Raw genomic sequence first — 14,869 nt, 5'->3', positions numbered from 1 at the left:
GATGGCACTGGTCGGGCGGATCTACCGCAGCGACTTCAACGTCGACTTCGTCGGCCGGCGCAAGGCCTGGTATGCCGTCTCCGGCGTCGTGGTCGCCGTCTGCATCATCAGCATGATCTTCCGTGGCTTCACCTTCGGTATCGAGTTCTCCGGTGGCGCGGTCTTCCAGCTACCCAGCGGTGGCGGTACCGTCGCGCAGGTCGAGGACACGCTGTCCGGCATCGGGCTCGACCCGGCGGACAGTGTGGTCCAGMAACTGGAGACCTCCCACCAGTTCCGGATCCAGACGCCGACCCTCTCCGACGCCCAGACCCGTGAGCTGACCGGCGCGTTGGCCAAGCGCTTCTCGGTGTCGAACCCGGACCGCGACATCGCCGTGTCGACCGTCGGCTCRTCCTGGGGATCGACGATCACGAACAAGGCCCTCCAGGGCCTGGCCGTCTTCCTCGTGCTCGTCGTGATCTACCTCTCGGTACGGTTCGAGTGGAGGATGGCGCTCGCGGCGATGGCCGCTCTTGTTCACGACCTCGTCGTCACCATGGGTGTCTACTCGCTGGTAGGTTTCGAGGTGACGCCGTCGACGGTCATCGCCGTGCTGACGATCCTCGGATTCTCCCTGTACGACACGGTGGTGGTGTTCGACCGGGTGCGGGAGAACACCGCGGGCATGGGCACGTCGACGCGGCGGACCTACGCGGAGGCGACGAACGACGCGCTCAACGAGACGTTGGTGCGTTCACTGAACACCTCCCTCATCGCCCTCATCCCGGTCGCATCCCTCCTCTTCGTCGGCGCCGGTCTGCTCGGTGCCGGCACGCTGAAGGACCTCGCGCTCGCCCAGTTCGTCGGTATCGCCTCCGGTACATAYTCCTCCCTGTTCTTTGCCACGCCGCTGCTCGTCGACCTCAAGCGCGGCGATCCCGCCGTGCGGGCGCTGGATGCGCGGGTCGCCCGTGAGCGCGCCAGGCGGGTCCGGGCCGCCGCGGGTGTGCCGGGCACGGCTGTTCCCGCCGGCGCGGCGGTCGATCCGGCCGGCTGGGGTGAGGACGCTCCCGTCTCCGGCGCGCGTGAACCGGTTCCGGCCGGGGCGAACCTGGGCGGTGCCGCCCGACGACCGTCGGGCGCGCCCCCTGCCCGGCGCGCCGCGGGGCGCAAACCCGGGCGGCGCGGACGGYCGAGCGGTAAGAAACGCCGGTGAGCCAGGTCGCCGGCCGCGCGGATCTGGGCGGGGCTCCGATCGGGTGGCCGCGGATCTCCGGACGATCTTGATGTCGGGACGATCCTGATGTCCGGGCAACCCTGAAGTCCAGACGACCCTGAAGGTGGGAGAAGCGGCACGATGACGAGCATCGACGACGCACCGCAGCGGTCCGCCGCGCACGACGCGGTCGCCGAGGTCCTGCGTGGCCACATCCGCGACATTCCCGACTGGCCGCAGCCAGGGGTCGTGTTCAAAGACATCACCCCGCTGCTCGCGACGCCGACCGCCTTCGGGGTGGTCATCGGTGCGCTGGCGGACGCGGCCCGGGCGCTGGGGGCCACCACGATCGCCGGCATCGAGGCGCGGGGCTTCCTGCTAGCCGCGCCGGTCGCGGACCGGCTGGGCACCGGCCTCGTGCCGATCCGTAAGCAGGGCAAGCTGCCGGGGCCGACCCGAAGCGCCTCCTACGACCTGGAGTACGGCGCCGCCACGATCGAGATCCACGCCGACGCGGTGCACGACGGCGACCGGGTCCTGCTCGTTGACGACGTGTTGGCCACCGGTGGCACCGCGGCCGCCGCACACAGCCTGCTCGCGGCTGGTGGCGGGGAGGTCGTGGGGCTGGCGGTCCTCATGGAGCTGTCCTTCCTACCGGGCCGTGATCGGGTCGCGCCGCTCGATGTCGTCTCCCTTCTGACGATTTGACCTCGCCCGGGCGAGGTCCGCGGAAGGCTTCTGACCAGTGCGGCGTTAGGCTCGGTGTCTAGTCCTTACGCAGGAGCGGTCCGTGCCCGAGGCAGCGCCGGTGACCACCGGAGTTTCGCAGCCCGCCGTCACTCCCTTCCGGGAGCCCCGGCCGGTGGGCGATGCCGCGCGGGCCACCGCCGGATCGGCGGCGCGTGAGTCGGCAGTCCACGGGCCGGCAGTCCACGGGCCGGCAGTCCACGGGCCGGCACAGCCGCCGGCTGCGGATGGTGGCGACGTCCGCGGGCAGGAGCCGCCGGGTGGATCCCCGGGGGGGTCCGAGCTGGTCACCGCGGTCGGCATGGGACGGCGTCCCGAGGACGGTTCCCCGGTCGTCCCCCGGTTGGGGCACGAGTCGCCGCCGCTGCCGCGTCGGGTACGCGGTCGGCTCTCCCGCCTTGCGACGCACCGGGCGACGCCTCCCTCGGCTCTCGACCCGGTGCTGCGTGGGCTGCTCGCGAACCACCCGCGCGCCGACATCGCCCAGGTGCAGCAGGCGTTCGAGGTCGCCGACGCCGCGCACGCCGGCCAGGTGCGCTTCTCCGGCCACCCGTACATCACTCATCCGATCGCGGTCGCGAGCATCCTCGCCGATCTGGGGATGGACACCGCGACGCTGTCCGCGGCGTTGCTGCACGACACCCTCGAGGAGACGACGCTTACCGTCGATGCAATCCGGGACACCTTCGGTGACCATATCGCGCTCATCGTCGACGCGGTCAGCAAGCTCAACCGGATCAAGGTCGGCGAGGCGGCCCAGGCGGAGACCATCCGCCGGATGGTCGTCGCGATGGCCCGCGACCCACGCGCGCTGGTGGTCAAGCTCGCCGACCGCCTRCACAACATGCGTACCCTGCGCTTTCTGCCCGAGCACAAGCAGGAACGCAAGGCTCGGGAGACGCTCGAGGTCTACGCCCCGCTCGCCCACCGGCTCGGCATGAACTCGTTGAAGTGGGAGCTGGAGGACCTCTCGTTCGCCGCGTTGTATCCGAAACGGTACGACGAGATCGTCCGGCTGGTCGCTGACCGGGCCCCGAGCCGGGACGTCTATCTGGCCGAGGTGATCGGGCAGGTACAGGTCGGCCTGCGGGACGCGCGGATCAAGGCGGTCGTCTCCGGGCGGCCGAAGCACTATTACTCGATCTACCAGAAGATGGTGGTGCGCGGCCGTTCCTTCGACGACATCTATGATCTGGTCGGCATCCGCGTCCTGGTCGACTCGGTCCGGGACTGCTATGCCACGCTGGGTACCGTGCACGCGACCTGGAAGCCGATTCCCGGCCGGTTCAAGGACTACATCGCGATGCCCAAGTTCAACATGTACCAGTCCTTGCACACGACGGTCATCGGTCCCGAGGGCAAACCGGTCGAGCTGCAGATCCGCACGCACGCGATGCACAACCGGGCCGAGTACGGCATTGCCGCGCAYTGGAAGTACAAGGAGGACGGGGTTGCGGCCCGGCCCTCGGCGGGGACCCCGGAGGGCGGGCGGGCCGGTCGGCGCAAGGGCGGACCCGATGCGGACCTCATGACCTGGCTGCGTCAGGTGCTCGACTGGCAGCGGGAGACCGCGGACCCGGGAGAGTTCCTCGACAGCCTGCGGTTCGCCGCCGAGACCGACGAGGTTTTCGTCTTCACCCCCAAGGGCGACGTCATCCCGCTGCCTGCCGGGTCGACCTCGGTGGACTTCGCTTACGCGGTGCACACCGACATCGGCCACCAGTGCGTCGGGGCCCGGATCAACGGCCGTCTCGCGGCCCTGGACACCCCGCTGGACAACGGCGACGCGGTCGAGATCTTCACCTCGCGGGCCCATTCGGCCGGCCCGAGCGAGGACTGGTTGATGTTCGTCCGTTCGTCGCGGGCCAGGACGAAGATCCGCCAGTGGCACGCCCGTGGGCGCCGGGAGGACGCGATCGTCGCCGGCCGCGACGCGATCGGCCGCGCGATGCGCCGCCACGGCCTGCCGCTGTCCCGCCTGATGAGCGGGGACGCGCTGTTGAACCTGGCCAAGGACCTGCGCTACGCCGACGTGGCCGCCCTCTACGCGGCCGTGGGGGAGAACCACGTCAGCGCCCAGTCGGTGGTCTCGCGGCTGCTCGTGRCCCTCGGCGGTCCGGAGGGGGCCGAGGAGGACGCGGGTGAGACCGAGCTGCCGATCCGCACGCTGCGTCGCTCGACCGGGGAGGCGGGGGTGCTCGTCACCGGTGCTCCCGACGTGTGGACGAAGCTCGCCCGCTGCTGCACCCCCATGCCCGGCGACGAGATCGCCGGTTTCGTCACCCGGGGCAAGGGCGTGTCGGTCCACCGGACGGACTGCTCCAACCTGTCGGGGCTGCGCGGCGGGCCGCACGACCGCACGGTCCAGGTCGAGTGGGCGCCGTCGTCGGGCTCGGTGTTCCTCGTCGTGATCCAGGTCGAGGCGATGGACCGTACCAAACTACTTTCGGATGTCACCCGGGTACTGTCCGACCGGCACGTGAACATCCTGTCGGCGTCGGTGGCCACCACACGGGATCAGGTGGCGGTCAGCCGCTTCACGTTCGAGATGGGAGACGCCAAGCATCTCCGGCACATCCTGAGTGCGGTGCGTGCCATCGAGGGCGTATACGGCTGTTTCCGCGTTACCTCGGGCGTACAGGTCTAACGGGTCGAATCAGGGGGGTGCCGTGGATGCTGAGACCGTGGGTGCGGGTCTGCCGGCCGGCGGCGGTCTGACCCCCGCGCTGTCCCGGGCCGACGGCGGTGCCGACGAGGCCTCCCGGGCCCTGTCGGCGGCCCGGCAGGCGAGCGTGCGTCTCGCCCACCTGGCCCGGCGGATGGCGACACCGCGGATGTCCCAGGTGCCGCCGGAGCTGCGTGACATCGTCGAGGCGCATCGCGACTATCATCCGCGCGCCGACATCGGCCTGCTGGTGCACGCCTACGGCGTCGCCGAGCGGCTGCACGCCGGTCAGATGCGGCGCAGCGGGGATCCGTACATCAGCCATCCCCTCGCCGTCACCGAGGTCCTCGCGGAGCTGGGGGTGGACACGACTACCCTGATCGCTGCCCTGCTGCATGACACGGTCGAGGACACCGGGTACACCCTCGACTCCGTCACCCAGGAGTTCGGCGCGGAGGTGGCCAACCTCGTCGACGGTGTCACCAAGCTGGACAAGATGCGGTTCGGGGAGGCCGCGGAGGCCGAGACGCTGCGCAAGCTGATCGTGGCCTTGGCCCGGGACTACCGAGTACTGGTCATCAAGATCGCGGACCGGTTGCACAACATGCGCACGCTCGCCTTCATGTCCCCTCCCAAACAGGTGAAGATCTCCCGGGTCACGCTCGAGGTCCTGGCCCCGCTGGCCCACCGGCTCGGCGTCAGTGTGATCAAGCGAGAGCTGGAGGACCGGGCGTTCGCCGTGCTCCATCCCGCCGAGCACGCCCGGATTGCCGCCACGGTGGACGAGTTCACCGCCGCTGAGCGCGCGGCCGGAACCGTCGCGGCGCTGGTGGCACGGTTGCGAGCCGGGCTCGCGGGGGCTCGCATCGACGGCGCCGTCTCCATCCGGGTCAGCCACCTGTTCTCGATCTACAAGCGGGCTCAGGAGCGCAACCGGCCCGTCCAGGACTACACCGACCTCGTCCGCGTCCTCGTGCTCGTTGACGAGGTGACGGACTGTTACGCGGCGCTGGGTGTCATCCACGCCCTGTGGCGACCGGTGCCCGGCAGGCTGCGCGACTTCGTGGCTACCCCGAAGTTCAACATGTACCAGTCCCTGCACACGACGGTGGCCGACGGCGCCGGCCGCTCCCTCGACATCCAGATCAGGACGCCGTCGATGCACCGGCTGGCCGAGACCGGGATCGTCGCCCGACCGGTCGGCCCCGGCGCGGACGGCGCCCGCCTGGAGGGCCTGTCCTGGTTGCACAGCTTGCTGGACTGGCAGGAGGAGGTCGACTCGGACGAGTTCCTCGAGTCGCTGTCCTCAGACCTGGATGCCGACGAGGTGCTGGTGTTCACGCCCAAGGGCAGGATGCTCGCACTGCCGGCCCGGTCCTCCCCGGTGGACGTCGCCTACGCCGTGCACACCGACATCGGGCACCGGGYGATCGGCGCCCGGGTCAACGGTCGGCTCGTCCCGTTGCATACCCGGCTGCGCAACGGCGACGTCGTCGAGATCCTGACCTCCAACCTCCCCGGCGCGGGACCGTCGGAGGACTGGTTGCACTTCGTCAGGACCTCCCGGGCCCGGGTACGTATCCGGCGCCGGCTGGCCCGGCAGCGCAGGGACACCGCCGCCGGGGCGGCCGAGCCGGGCGTCACGACCACCCGGTCCGGGAGCGGCGGCGGGGCGCGGACCGCCGGCGGCGCGGACGGCGCCTCGTCGGGCCTGCCGTCGCCGACCCGTCCGATCGCCCGGCGTGGGATGCCCAGCCTCGCGGCCGTGGCAGACGACGGGGTGGGTGGTCGGGTGCCGGCGAGGCTGGCGCGATGTTGCCTTCCGCTGCCCGGAGACGTGGTCGTCGGCTTCGCGACGCACGGCAGCACCGTGTCTCTGCACCGCCGGGAGTGCATGAACGCCACCGAGGCGGGGTCGGACCGCGAGCGCGTCGCGGTGGCGACCTGGTCGGCACCACAGGCGCAGATTTTTCCCGCGGAGATCGCCGTCGAGGCGTTCGACCGCTACGGGCTGCTCGCGGACATCACCGAGGTGCTCTCGGAGATCTCGGCGTCCGTCCGCGCGGCCTCGACGACCACATCCGATGATCGGGTCGCGCATGCGCGTTTCACGATCGAGGTCACCGGGCCGGAGCAACTGGACAAGGTGCTCGGCGCCGTGCGCGGCGTCGGCGGTGTCTACGACTGCTACCGCGTGTGCCAGACCCAGGGGTCGTCGGCTCACGGCGCGCCCRCCGGGGACGGGTGAAGCCAGCGCAGGGCGGCGGTGGCACCGACCCGGGCGGGGGACCGCGGCAGCGGTAGGACCAACCGGTGGGTGAGACCAGGCTGGTTACGGGAGCAGGCCGGTCTTCTCCGGCCGGCGTGGGGTGCTGTCTCTTGCGCCCAGCGTGGCCTTTCCGCGCCGGAATGTACCCTCCCGATCAACCGGCGGTAAACGGCTTGCGACTGAACCGCCCATTCCGGGTGGATCCGGGTGGAATGTCACGCGGAGAATACGGACCATCCTACCGGACGCCGTAAATTCAACGGCTACCGCCACTGATCGATGTAGGGTATCTTGCGTATCCATCGTTTTAGAGATGGGAGTGCGCGTGGGTCACCTTCAGGTCATCGTGAGTATCGACTCCCGGGAAAGCGCTGACCGTATCGGTAGGATCCTGGTGGAGGCGCGTCTGGTCGCCTGTTTCCAGGTGATCGGACCGATGAGCAGYACCTACCGCTGGAAGGGCCAGATCGAGCAGGCCGAGGAATGGCTCTGTCTGGCGAAAACGACCACCGAACGATTCGATGAGCTACATGAGCGGCTCGTGGTCCTCCACCCCTACRAAAATCCCGAGATCATTGCCACGCCGATCGTCGCCGGCCATGCCGACTATCTGGGCTGGATCAGCGCCGAGACGGCACCCACCGTCAGGTGAGTGCCCGCAGCTGCTCGTCGAACTCGCGCACGGCCTGGGTGTGCTGCCAGGGCCGCAGGTGCTCCCGGGCGCGGCGGATACGGGCCAGGCCCAGCGAGAAGTCCGTCTGGAGCACGATCGCGAGGGACTCGGCCGCGAAGTGGCAGGCCGCCTCGATCTCCCGCCGCTGGATGTGCACCTCCGCGATGTCGCTCATCAGCAACGACCGCTTCTTCGTCGCACCGGGAGCGGCCGCCCGCAGTGCCTCGGTGGCGGCGGCGTAGGCCGCGGCGGGTCGCCGTAGCCGCGTGTAGGTGGTGACCTTCAGGCCATCGAGCCGGCCCCGGTCGAAGAACTGCGTCCAGACCCGGTCCCCGTCGCTCTCACCCCGGTCGAAGGCATCCTGGGCACGGTCGAGGGCGGCCAGCGCCGCCCGGCCCTCGCCGCGAGYGGCCTGCTCCTCGGCCTCCCGGGCAGCCAGCCAGGCCCTGGTCATCACCGTGCTGCCCGTGGCGGCTCGCCGCTGGGCTTCACCGAGCAGCGCGCAGGCCTGGTCGTGGCGGCCACGGCTGGCGGTCTGGTAGCTCTCGTAACCGAGTACGCAGGCCCACAGGGCGTGGTCATCGGCCTCGCGGGCGGCCTCGATGGCCACCCGGTAGTAGGCGACGGCCGCGGGCAGGTCGTTCATGTCGAACGAGAGCCATCCGGCGAGCGCCGCCGTCTCCCCGGCGGTGGAGGTCAGCTCACGGCRCACCGGGGACCGGCTCGTGGTCTCCAGCAGCTGACTGAGCCTGCTCAGATGCCCGGTGACCCGCTGTATCAGGATCCGGGCGGGAACGCGTTCCTCCAAGCCGTACAGCCCCGCGGTGAGCTGGCCCAGCTCGTTGACGAGCTCCGGGGTCACCGTGCTACGGCGACGCAGCGCCGCCGAGAGGCGCTCCCAGGGCGGGGTGTCCGTGACGCCGTTCATGGGCACGACGGCGACGCCGCCCGCCGCGGCGAAGAGCCGGAGAAAGTCCCGACGTTCCACGGGAATACCGTTCGTGTCGATCATGTCGGTGCCGGGGTGAAGTACGAGTGTGCCCGCGGCGCCCGTCTCGCAGGCCGCCTGTTCAAGGTTCATCGACGCGGCGACGGCCGTACCCTGACCGGTTCCGCCCCGCAGTGCTCCGACGGCGGCGGGAAGCGCTTCGTCATCCACGAAACCGAGCTCCGCCGACGACCGGCCGAATAGCGCCCGCAACAACCGCTGATAACGCAGGCTTGGTTTCTTGTCGCCCTTCTCCCACTTGCAGATCATGTTGCCGGTCACCCCGGCCTCGCGACCCTCGTGGATGACGGAGAACCGACGGATCTCGGTGGCGAGCCGTTCCTGCGACCAGCCCCGTTCCTCCCGACTCAGTCGCAGCCGGGTGTTGGGTGTGCGGGTGTTGGGTGTGCGGGTGGTGGGCGTCCTGTCACCACCGGATACCTCAGGTGTTGGCGCGGAGGCCACCGGTGCGCGGGGAACTGCCGAAGGACCGGTCGTGAGCTGCATCGGGGCCTCCGAAGTCAATCGGTTGACTCCAGGAGCTTAACCCTCTGTGAGATAAGACGGTCATGCTCGGGCGTGGTCCCTTCGGGACCATCCACGGCAAAAGTGTGGTCATCCCGACGCGCCTGCGGCCGCCAGCGTCTTCGCCGAGTGCCGCCTTCTAGAGTGTGATGGCGTGAGAGCCGGCCCCCTCGACCGAAGCCCTCGTCCACGACGTCCCGTTCCACCAGCCCGACCGCTGCGCGCGTGGCAGCGTGCGGCCCTGGAGATCTACCGGTCACGGTCGTCGTCGGGCGCCCGGGACTTCATGGCGGTCGCCACCCCGGGCGCCGGGAAGACGACCTTCGCCCTGCAGGTGGCCGCCGACCTTCTCACTGCCGGCGAGATCAGTCGGATCACCGTCGTCGCGCCCACCGAGCACCTCAAACGCCAGTGGGCCGTGGCCGCGGCGGAGGTTGGTGTCGACCTCGATCCGGACTTCCGCAACTCGGCCGGGGCGACATCCTCCGACTACACCGGTGTCGCCGTGACCTACGCCCAGGTGGCGGCGCATCCGGCCCTGCACCGTGCCCGGACCGCCGCGCGTCGCACCCTGATCGTCCTGGACGAGATCCACCACGCCGGCGACGCGCTGTCATGGGGTGAGGCGATCCGGGAGGCGTTCACCCCGGCCGCGCGTCGCCTCGCCCTGACTGGTACTCCGTTTCGCTCCGACGTCAACCCGATCCCTTTCGTCACCTACCTGCCGGGCCCCGACGGGGTGATGCGCAGCATCGCGGACTCCTCCTACGGCTATGCCGAGGCGCTGCGCGACGGGGTTGTCCGCCCGGTGCTCTTCCTCGCCTACTCGGGCGAGATGACCTGGCGGACCAGTGCCGGCGCGGAACTGAGCGCCCGACTCGGGGAGCCGCTCACCAACGAGCAGACCGCCGCCGCGTGGCGCACCGCGCTCGACCCGGGCGGGGACTGGATGCCGGCGGTGCTCGCCTCCGCCGACACCCGGCTGTCCCAGGTGCGGGCCGGCGGCATGCCCGACGCGGGCGGGCTGGTCATCGCCACGGATCACGCGGCCGCGCGCGCCTACGCCGCGCTGCTCACCCGGATCACCGGCACCTCGCCCGTGCTGATCCTCTCCGACGACCCGACCGCGTCGACCAAGATCGATGACTTTCGCCGGTCGGCCGACCGGTGGATGGTGGCGGTACGGATGGTCAGTGAGGGCGTGGACGTGCCTCGCCTGGCGGTCGGGGTCTATGCGACCTCGGCGTCAACCCCGCTGTTCTTCGCCCAGGCCGTCGGGCGGTTCGTTCGGGGCCGCGGTCGCGGGGAGACGGCGTCGGTCTTCCTCCCGAGCGTGCCGTCCCTGCTGGCGCTGGCTGGCGAGATGGAGGTCCAGCGGGACCACGCCCTGGAGAAGTCCCCGCGCGATCCGGACGCCTTCGACGACGACGCGCTGCGGGACGCCAACCGGCGCAAGGACATCCCCGACAAGCCGGACACCTTGTTCACGGCGTTGGGATCCTCGGCCCATCTCGACCGAGTGATCTTCGATGGCGGCGAGTTCGGCACCCCGGCGGCCCCCGGGTCCATCGAGGAGGAGGACTTCCTGGGCCTGCCGGGCCTGCTGGAGCCCGATCAGGTCGCGGTTCTGCTGCGCCAGCGGGAGGCCGCCCAGCAGGYCGCCCAGCAGGCCGCCACGCGCCGTGCCGCTGCCCGTGCCGCGGATTCGCCGGTCGTCCCGCCGGCCCGCGAGGGCGTGCAGCCGGCGGTCGAGGCGGCCACCCGGCCCGTGCACGAGGTGATCGGCGAGCTGCGCAAGGAGCTGAACCGGCTTGTCGGCGCACACTTCCACCGCACGGGCAAACCGCACGGGATGATCCACGCCGAGCTGCGCCGGACCTGTGGCGGTCCGCCGAGCGGCCAGGCCACCGCCGCGCAGCTCCAGGCCCGCATCGACACCATCCGCCGCTGGGCCGGTTGACCGGCGGGTCAGCCGCCCTGGGTGATCGTGATCGAAAGAATCTTCGGCTTGCTCGCCGGGGCACCATCGGAGCCGCCGCCCTCGACGCCGGGCCCGGTGAGCTTGTCGAGCACGTCGAGTCCCTTGGTGATCTTCCCGAAGACGGTGTAATTGCCGGCGAGCGCCGCCGCGCCCTGCGGGGTCGGGTTCTGGTAGTTGATGAAGAACTGACTGCCGTTGCTGTCCGGCAGTTGGCTGTGCGCCATCGCCAGCACGCCTCGGTCGTAGGTCACGCCCTGGGTATTCTCGTTGGCGTACCCGTACCCCGGGCCGCCGTTGCCGGTTCCGGTGGGATCGCCGCACTGCAGGACCGAGATGCCTGCGTCGGCCCCCCCGGTCTGGCGGTGGCACGTGGTGCCGTCGAAGTACCTGGCGTCGGCGAGCGTGCGCAGGGCGTGCACCGTGCATGGTGCCTTCTGGGCGTCCAAGGCGGCCGTGATGGTGCCGGCGTCGGTGATGATCACCATTGTCGCCGGGGACGTGTCGACGGTGGCCGCGGCCGCCGGCAGGGTGGCGCCGCGGGCCGGGGCCTCCCCGTTGGAGGTGTAGGTGCACTGCCCGACCCTGCTGGTCTGACGGGGGGCGGCCGATGGTGTCGGTGCGGTCGCGGTGGGTGCGGTCGCGGTGGGTGCGGTCGCGGTGGGTGTCGTCGCGGCACCGGCGGCGGCCACGTCGGGCTGGTCGTCCTTGCCGGTGAGCAGGATCGCGGCGATCGTCGATGCCGCGACGACGATCGCGATGAATCCGGCGACGATCGCGAGCCGCTGCTGACGACGGCGATGGGCGAGCCGGCGCCGCTGCGCCTGCCGGGCCGCCCGGGCCTCGGCGAGCTCGCGTTGACGTCGCTCCTTTGAACTGGCCACCGTCGCCGGCCTCCCTCGCTTCTGATGCGGTCTGCTGGTTCTGGTGTGGTCTGGTTCTGGTGTGGTCTGTGCACCGTAACCGGTGAGCGGCGGATCGCCCCGCATGGTGCCTGCCGGGGCGGGTGCCCGCCGGGCCGGGAGCGGACCGGTGCGCGGGCCGGACGGCTGGTAGCGTTACCGCAAAGCACAATGCGGTACCGATCAGAGGCTGACGCGATTCCATGCTCGATAAGCGCTTTATCCGGGAGAATCCGCAGGCCGTGAAAGACGCGGTCGCGGCCAAAGGCATTGATCTGGATGTCGATGAACTGCTGCAGCTCGACCGGGACAATCGCAAACTGCAGTTCGAGGTGGACGAGGCGCAGGCTCGGCGCAAGAGCTTCGCGAAGCAGTTCGCCGGGGCMGACGCGGCCCGGCGGGCCGAGCTGCGGGCCGAGCACGAGGCGTTCGACCGCCAGCTGAAGGACCTGCGCGAGCAGCTGGCCCGAACCGGGGGCCGGCTGTCCGAGCTGATGCTGCTGGTGCCGGGCATCCCGTGGTCGGGTGCGCCGGTGGGAGCCGACGAGTCGGCCAACGTGGTGTTGCGGACCGTCGGCGAGCCGCCGGAGTTCGACTTCACCCCGCTCGACCACACGGCACTGGCCGAGAAACGAGGGTGGGCGGAGTTCGCCCGGGCCCGGCGGGTCGCGGGGGAGCGGGCGTACGCCCTCGTCGGTGACATGGTCATGCTGGAGCGCGCGGTGCATTCCTATGCGCTCGACCTGCTGCGCGGGCTGGACTTCACCCCCGTGTCGGTGCCCGCCCTGGTCCGGGAGGAGCCGCTCGTCGGCACCGGGATGCTACCCAAGGCCCGCGAGGAGATCTATGCGATCCCCGCCGACGACCTTTACCTGGCGGGGACTGCCGAGGTGGCTCTTGTCGGCCTGCATGCCGGGGAGATTCTCGATGTGGGCCGCCTGCCGATCCGCTACGCCGGCATCTCGCCGTGCTTTCGCCGGGAGATCGGCAGCGCCAGCCGGGACGTCCGCGGTCTGCTGCGCGTCCACCAGTTCGAGAAGGTCGAACAGTTCGTGCTGTGCGCCGCTGACGAGGCCGAGTCGGCCCGCTGGCATGCCGAGTTGCTGGCCACTGCCGAGCGGATCCTGTCCGACCTCGGGCTGTGTTACGAGGTCGTCGAATGCGCCACCGGGGACATGGGCGTCGGCAAGTTCCGGATGAACGACATCAACACCTGGTTCCCCTCGCTCGGTCGATTCCGCGAGACGCACAGCTGCTCGACGCTGCACGACTGGCAGGCGCGCCGGGCGAACCTGCGCTACCGCGACACCGACGGCACCGTGCGTTTTGCGCACACGCTCAACAACACCGCCGTGGCGACCCCACGGCTGCTGGCGGCGTTGCTGGAGAACTTCCAGACCGCCGACGGCGAGGTACGCGTTCCCAAAGTGCTGCGGCCCTACCTGGGGGGCCGTGAGCTGATCTGAGGCATCCCGTGGCCCTGGCCGCGACGCGCCCGGACGGCCCGGACCAGGGCGGGTCCGGCGACCGCCAGCCGGCGCGGGAGCCCGACTGACACGCGGCGTTCGAGCACCCGGTAGTCGGCGCGCTCGACCTCGTCGAGGATGCCCCGGTAGAGGACGAACGCCGTCCGCAGGCAGTCGCGTGAGGTTGGGTGCAGCAGGCGGATGCCGGGCTCGGCGGCGCGGAACAGCTCCCGCGCCCGGCTGATCTCGAAGGCCAGCAGCCGGCGGACCGGCCCGTCAACGACGCCGGCGGCCAGCTGCTCCCGGGTGACCCCGAACAGGTCCAGCGAAGTCCGGGGCAGATAGACGCGGCCGCGCCGCAGATCCTCGCCGACGTCGCGGATGAAGTTGGCGAGCTGGAAGGCCATCCCCAGGTCGCGGGCATAGGGCAGGGCGCTGTCGTCCACTGGCTCGAGGATCGGCACCATCTGCAGGCCGATCACCGCGGCCGATCCGTGCATGTAGACGGTCAGCTCGTCCCAGGTCGCGTACTCCGTCACGGTGAGGTCCATCGCCATCGAGGCCAGGAACGCCGCGAAGTGGTCCGGATCGATCTTGAAGCGGTGAATGGTGTCGACCACCGCGGGCAGCACCGAGACCTCCGCGCGGTGCCGGTCCCTCCCGGTGCCGGCCATCTCGGTGCCGACGTCAACGGCGGGTGTCCCCGCCCGTAGCGCCGCAAGGAACCGGCTGCCCCACTCGTGCAGCCAGCGCGCCCGCTCGGCCTCGGTCAGCGTGGAGTCGAGATCGTCGACGATCTCGTCCGCGTAGCGGGCGAAGCCGTACAGCGCGTGGACGTGGGGCCGCTTCCACCCTGGCAGCAGCAGGGTGGCCAGGTAGTACGTGCGGCCGTGGGCGGCATTGAGCGCCCGGGCCCGCGCATAGGAGGAACGTAGTCGAGGATCGATGATTCCGGCCGCGTCGAGCTGCCCCACGTTAGTCAGCGTAGCCACCCAGCGAGGCGGATAGCGACGGCTCCCGCCCGATCGGGGTCGACCTGCCCCGGGGCGTCCGGTTGACCCCCTCGTCGGCGTCGATCCCCTCAGGGAAGCCGGGACGTGAACGCCAGGGACGTCGCCGCCGCGGCGAATCCCAGCCCCAGGGACAGCCCGAGGAACCAGGTGGTGACCTCCCGGTATTCGGTCCGGTAGCCGATCGAGCTACCGAGCCCCCGGTAGACCGAACGCAGTTCGTCGCCGGAGGTGGCACGATGGTACGAGCCGCCGGTCTGCTCCGCGATGTCACGGAGCGCCTGTTCGTTGACCGGCACCGGCACCTCCTGGCCGCCGACGTCGAGCGTTCCGTCGGCGGTGCCGTAGGCGATGGTGTCCACCGGGATACGGGCTTGCCGCGCCGCCTCGATCGCCTGGTTGTTCGGCCGCCCACGGGTGGTCTCCCCGTCGGAGAGCAGCACGATGG

10 protein-coding genes and 1 pseudogene are annotated in these 14,869 nt (G+C 70.6%); 7 read left to right on the top strand and 4 right to left on the bottom strand.

Annotated features, from left to right (window positions below; translation table 11 throughout):
- Position 1 precedes the first annotated feature (1 nt).
- The 5 genes from secF (at position 2) to cutA (ending at position 7,531) form a co-directional block, all read left to right on the top strand.
- Complete coding sequence (gene secF, locus KBI5_RS00845; protein WP_085014053.1) at positions 2–1,198, top strand: protein translocase subunit SecF; 1,197 nt, start codon at positions 2–4, stop codon at positions 1,196–1,198.
- A gap of 141 nt (positions 1,199–1,339) precedes the next feature.
- Positions 1,340–1,906, top strand: a complete 567-nt coding sequence (locus KBI5_RS00840; RefSeq protein WP_011435817.1) for an adenine phosphoribosyltransferase — start codon at positions 1,340–1,342, stop codon at positions 1,904–1,906.
- An 82-nt stretch (positions 1,907–1,988) separates the two neighbouring features.
- The gene (locus KBI5_RS00835) at positions 1,989–4,592 is read left to right on the top strand and encodes a bifunctional (p)ppGpp synthetase/guanosine-3',5'-bis(diphosphate) 3'-pyrophosphohydrolase (protein WP_085014048.1); all 2,604 of its coding nucleotides are present in this window, start codon (positions 1,989–1,991) and stop codon (positions 4,590–4,592) included.
- Between the two features lie 22 nt (positions 4,593–4,614).
- Positions 4,615–6,858 carry a RelA/SpoT family protein gene (locus KBI5_RS00830; protein WP_085014047.1) on the top strand — a complete coding sequence of 748 codons (2,244 nt, stop codon included), beginning with the start codon at positions 4,615–4,617 and terminating at the stop codon, positions 6,856–6,858.
- Between the two features lie 346 nt (positions 6,859–7,204).
- On the top strand, positions 7,205–7,531 hold the full coding sequence (gene cutA, locus KBI5_RS00825) for a divalent-cation tolerance protein CutA (protein WP_085014046.1): 327 nt from the start codon (positions 7,205–7,207) through the stop codon (positions 7,529–7,531).
- Here cutA and KBI5_RS00820 read toward each other — a convergent pair.
- Positions 7,524–9,047, bottom strand: coding sequence for a helix-turn-helix transcriptional regulator (locus KBI5_RS00820; protein ID WP_085014045.1), 1,524 nt, complete (start codon positions 9,045–9,047; stop codon positions 7,524–7,526). The genes cutA and KBI5_RS00820 overlap by 8 nt on opposite strands.
- Before the next feature lie 172 nt (positions 9,048–9,219).
- Here KBI5_RS00820 and KBI5_RS00815 point away from each other — a divergent pair, with 172 nt between their 5' ends.
- Positions 9,220–11,025, top strand: a complete 1,806-nt coding sequence (locus KBI5_RS00815; protein WP_085014044.1) for a DEAD/DEAH box helicase — start codon at positions 9,220–9,222, stop codon at positions 11,023–11,025.
- 8 nt (positions 11,026–11,033) lie between these two features.
- Here KBI5_RS00815 and KBI5_RS00810 read toward each other — a convergent pair whose 3' ends face one another.
- Positions 11,034–11,927, bottom strand: coding sequence for a peptidylprolyl isomerase (locus KBI5_RS00810; protein WP_023840948.1), 894 nt, complete (start codon positions 11,925–11,927; stop codon positions 11,034–11,036).
- A gap of 221 nt (positions 11,928–12,148) precedes the next feature.
- Here KBI5_RS00810 and serS point away from each other — a divergent pair, with 221 nt between their 5' ends.
- A complete protein-coding gene (gene serS, locus KBI5_RS00805; protein ID WP_011435824.1) occupies positions 12,149–13,411 on the top strand; it encodes a serine--tRNA ligase in 1,263 nt (420 codons plus the stop codon).
- Here serS and KBI5_RS00800 read toward each other — a convergent pair.
- Entirely contained in the window at positions 13,384–14,394 is a 1,011-nt protein-coding gene (locus KBI5_RS00800; RefSeq protein WP_235462885.1) for a phytoene/squalene synthase family protein, read from the bottom strand. The two genes, serS and KBI5_RS00800, sit on opposite strands and share 28 nt — an antisense overlap.
- Before the next feature lie 98 nt (positions 14,395–14,492).
- Positions 14,493–14,869: pseudogene (locus tag KBI5_RS00795) on the bottom strand (VWA domain-containing protein); the annotation flags it as partial.

The organism is Frankia sp. KB5 (genome assembly GCF_002099325.1).
GTDB lineage: Bacteria > Actinomycetota > Actinomycetes > Frankiales > Frankiaceae > Frankia > Frankia casuarinae.
This window is presented reverse-complemented; position numbering and strand designations above follow the sequence as displayed.

Coding starts and splice junctions, on each gene's coding strand:
- KBI5_RS00840 (WP_011435817.1), top strand. CDS start 1,340: ATGACGAGCATCGACGACGCACCGCAGCGGTCCGCCGCGCACGACGCG.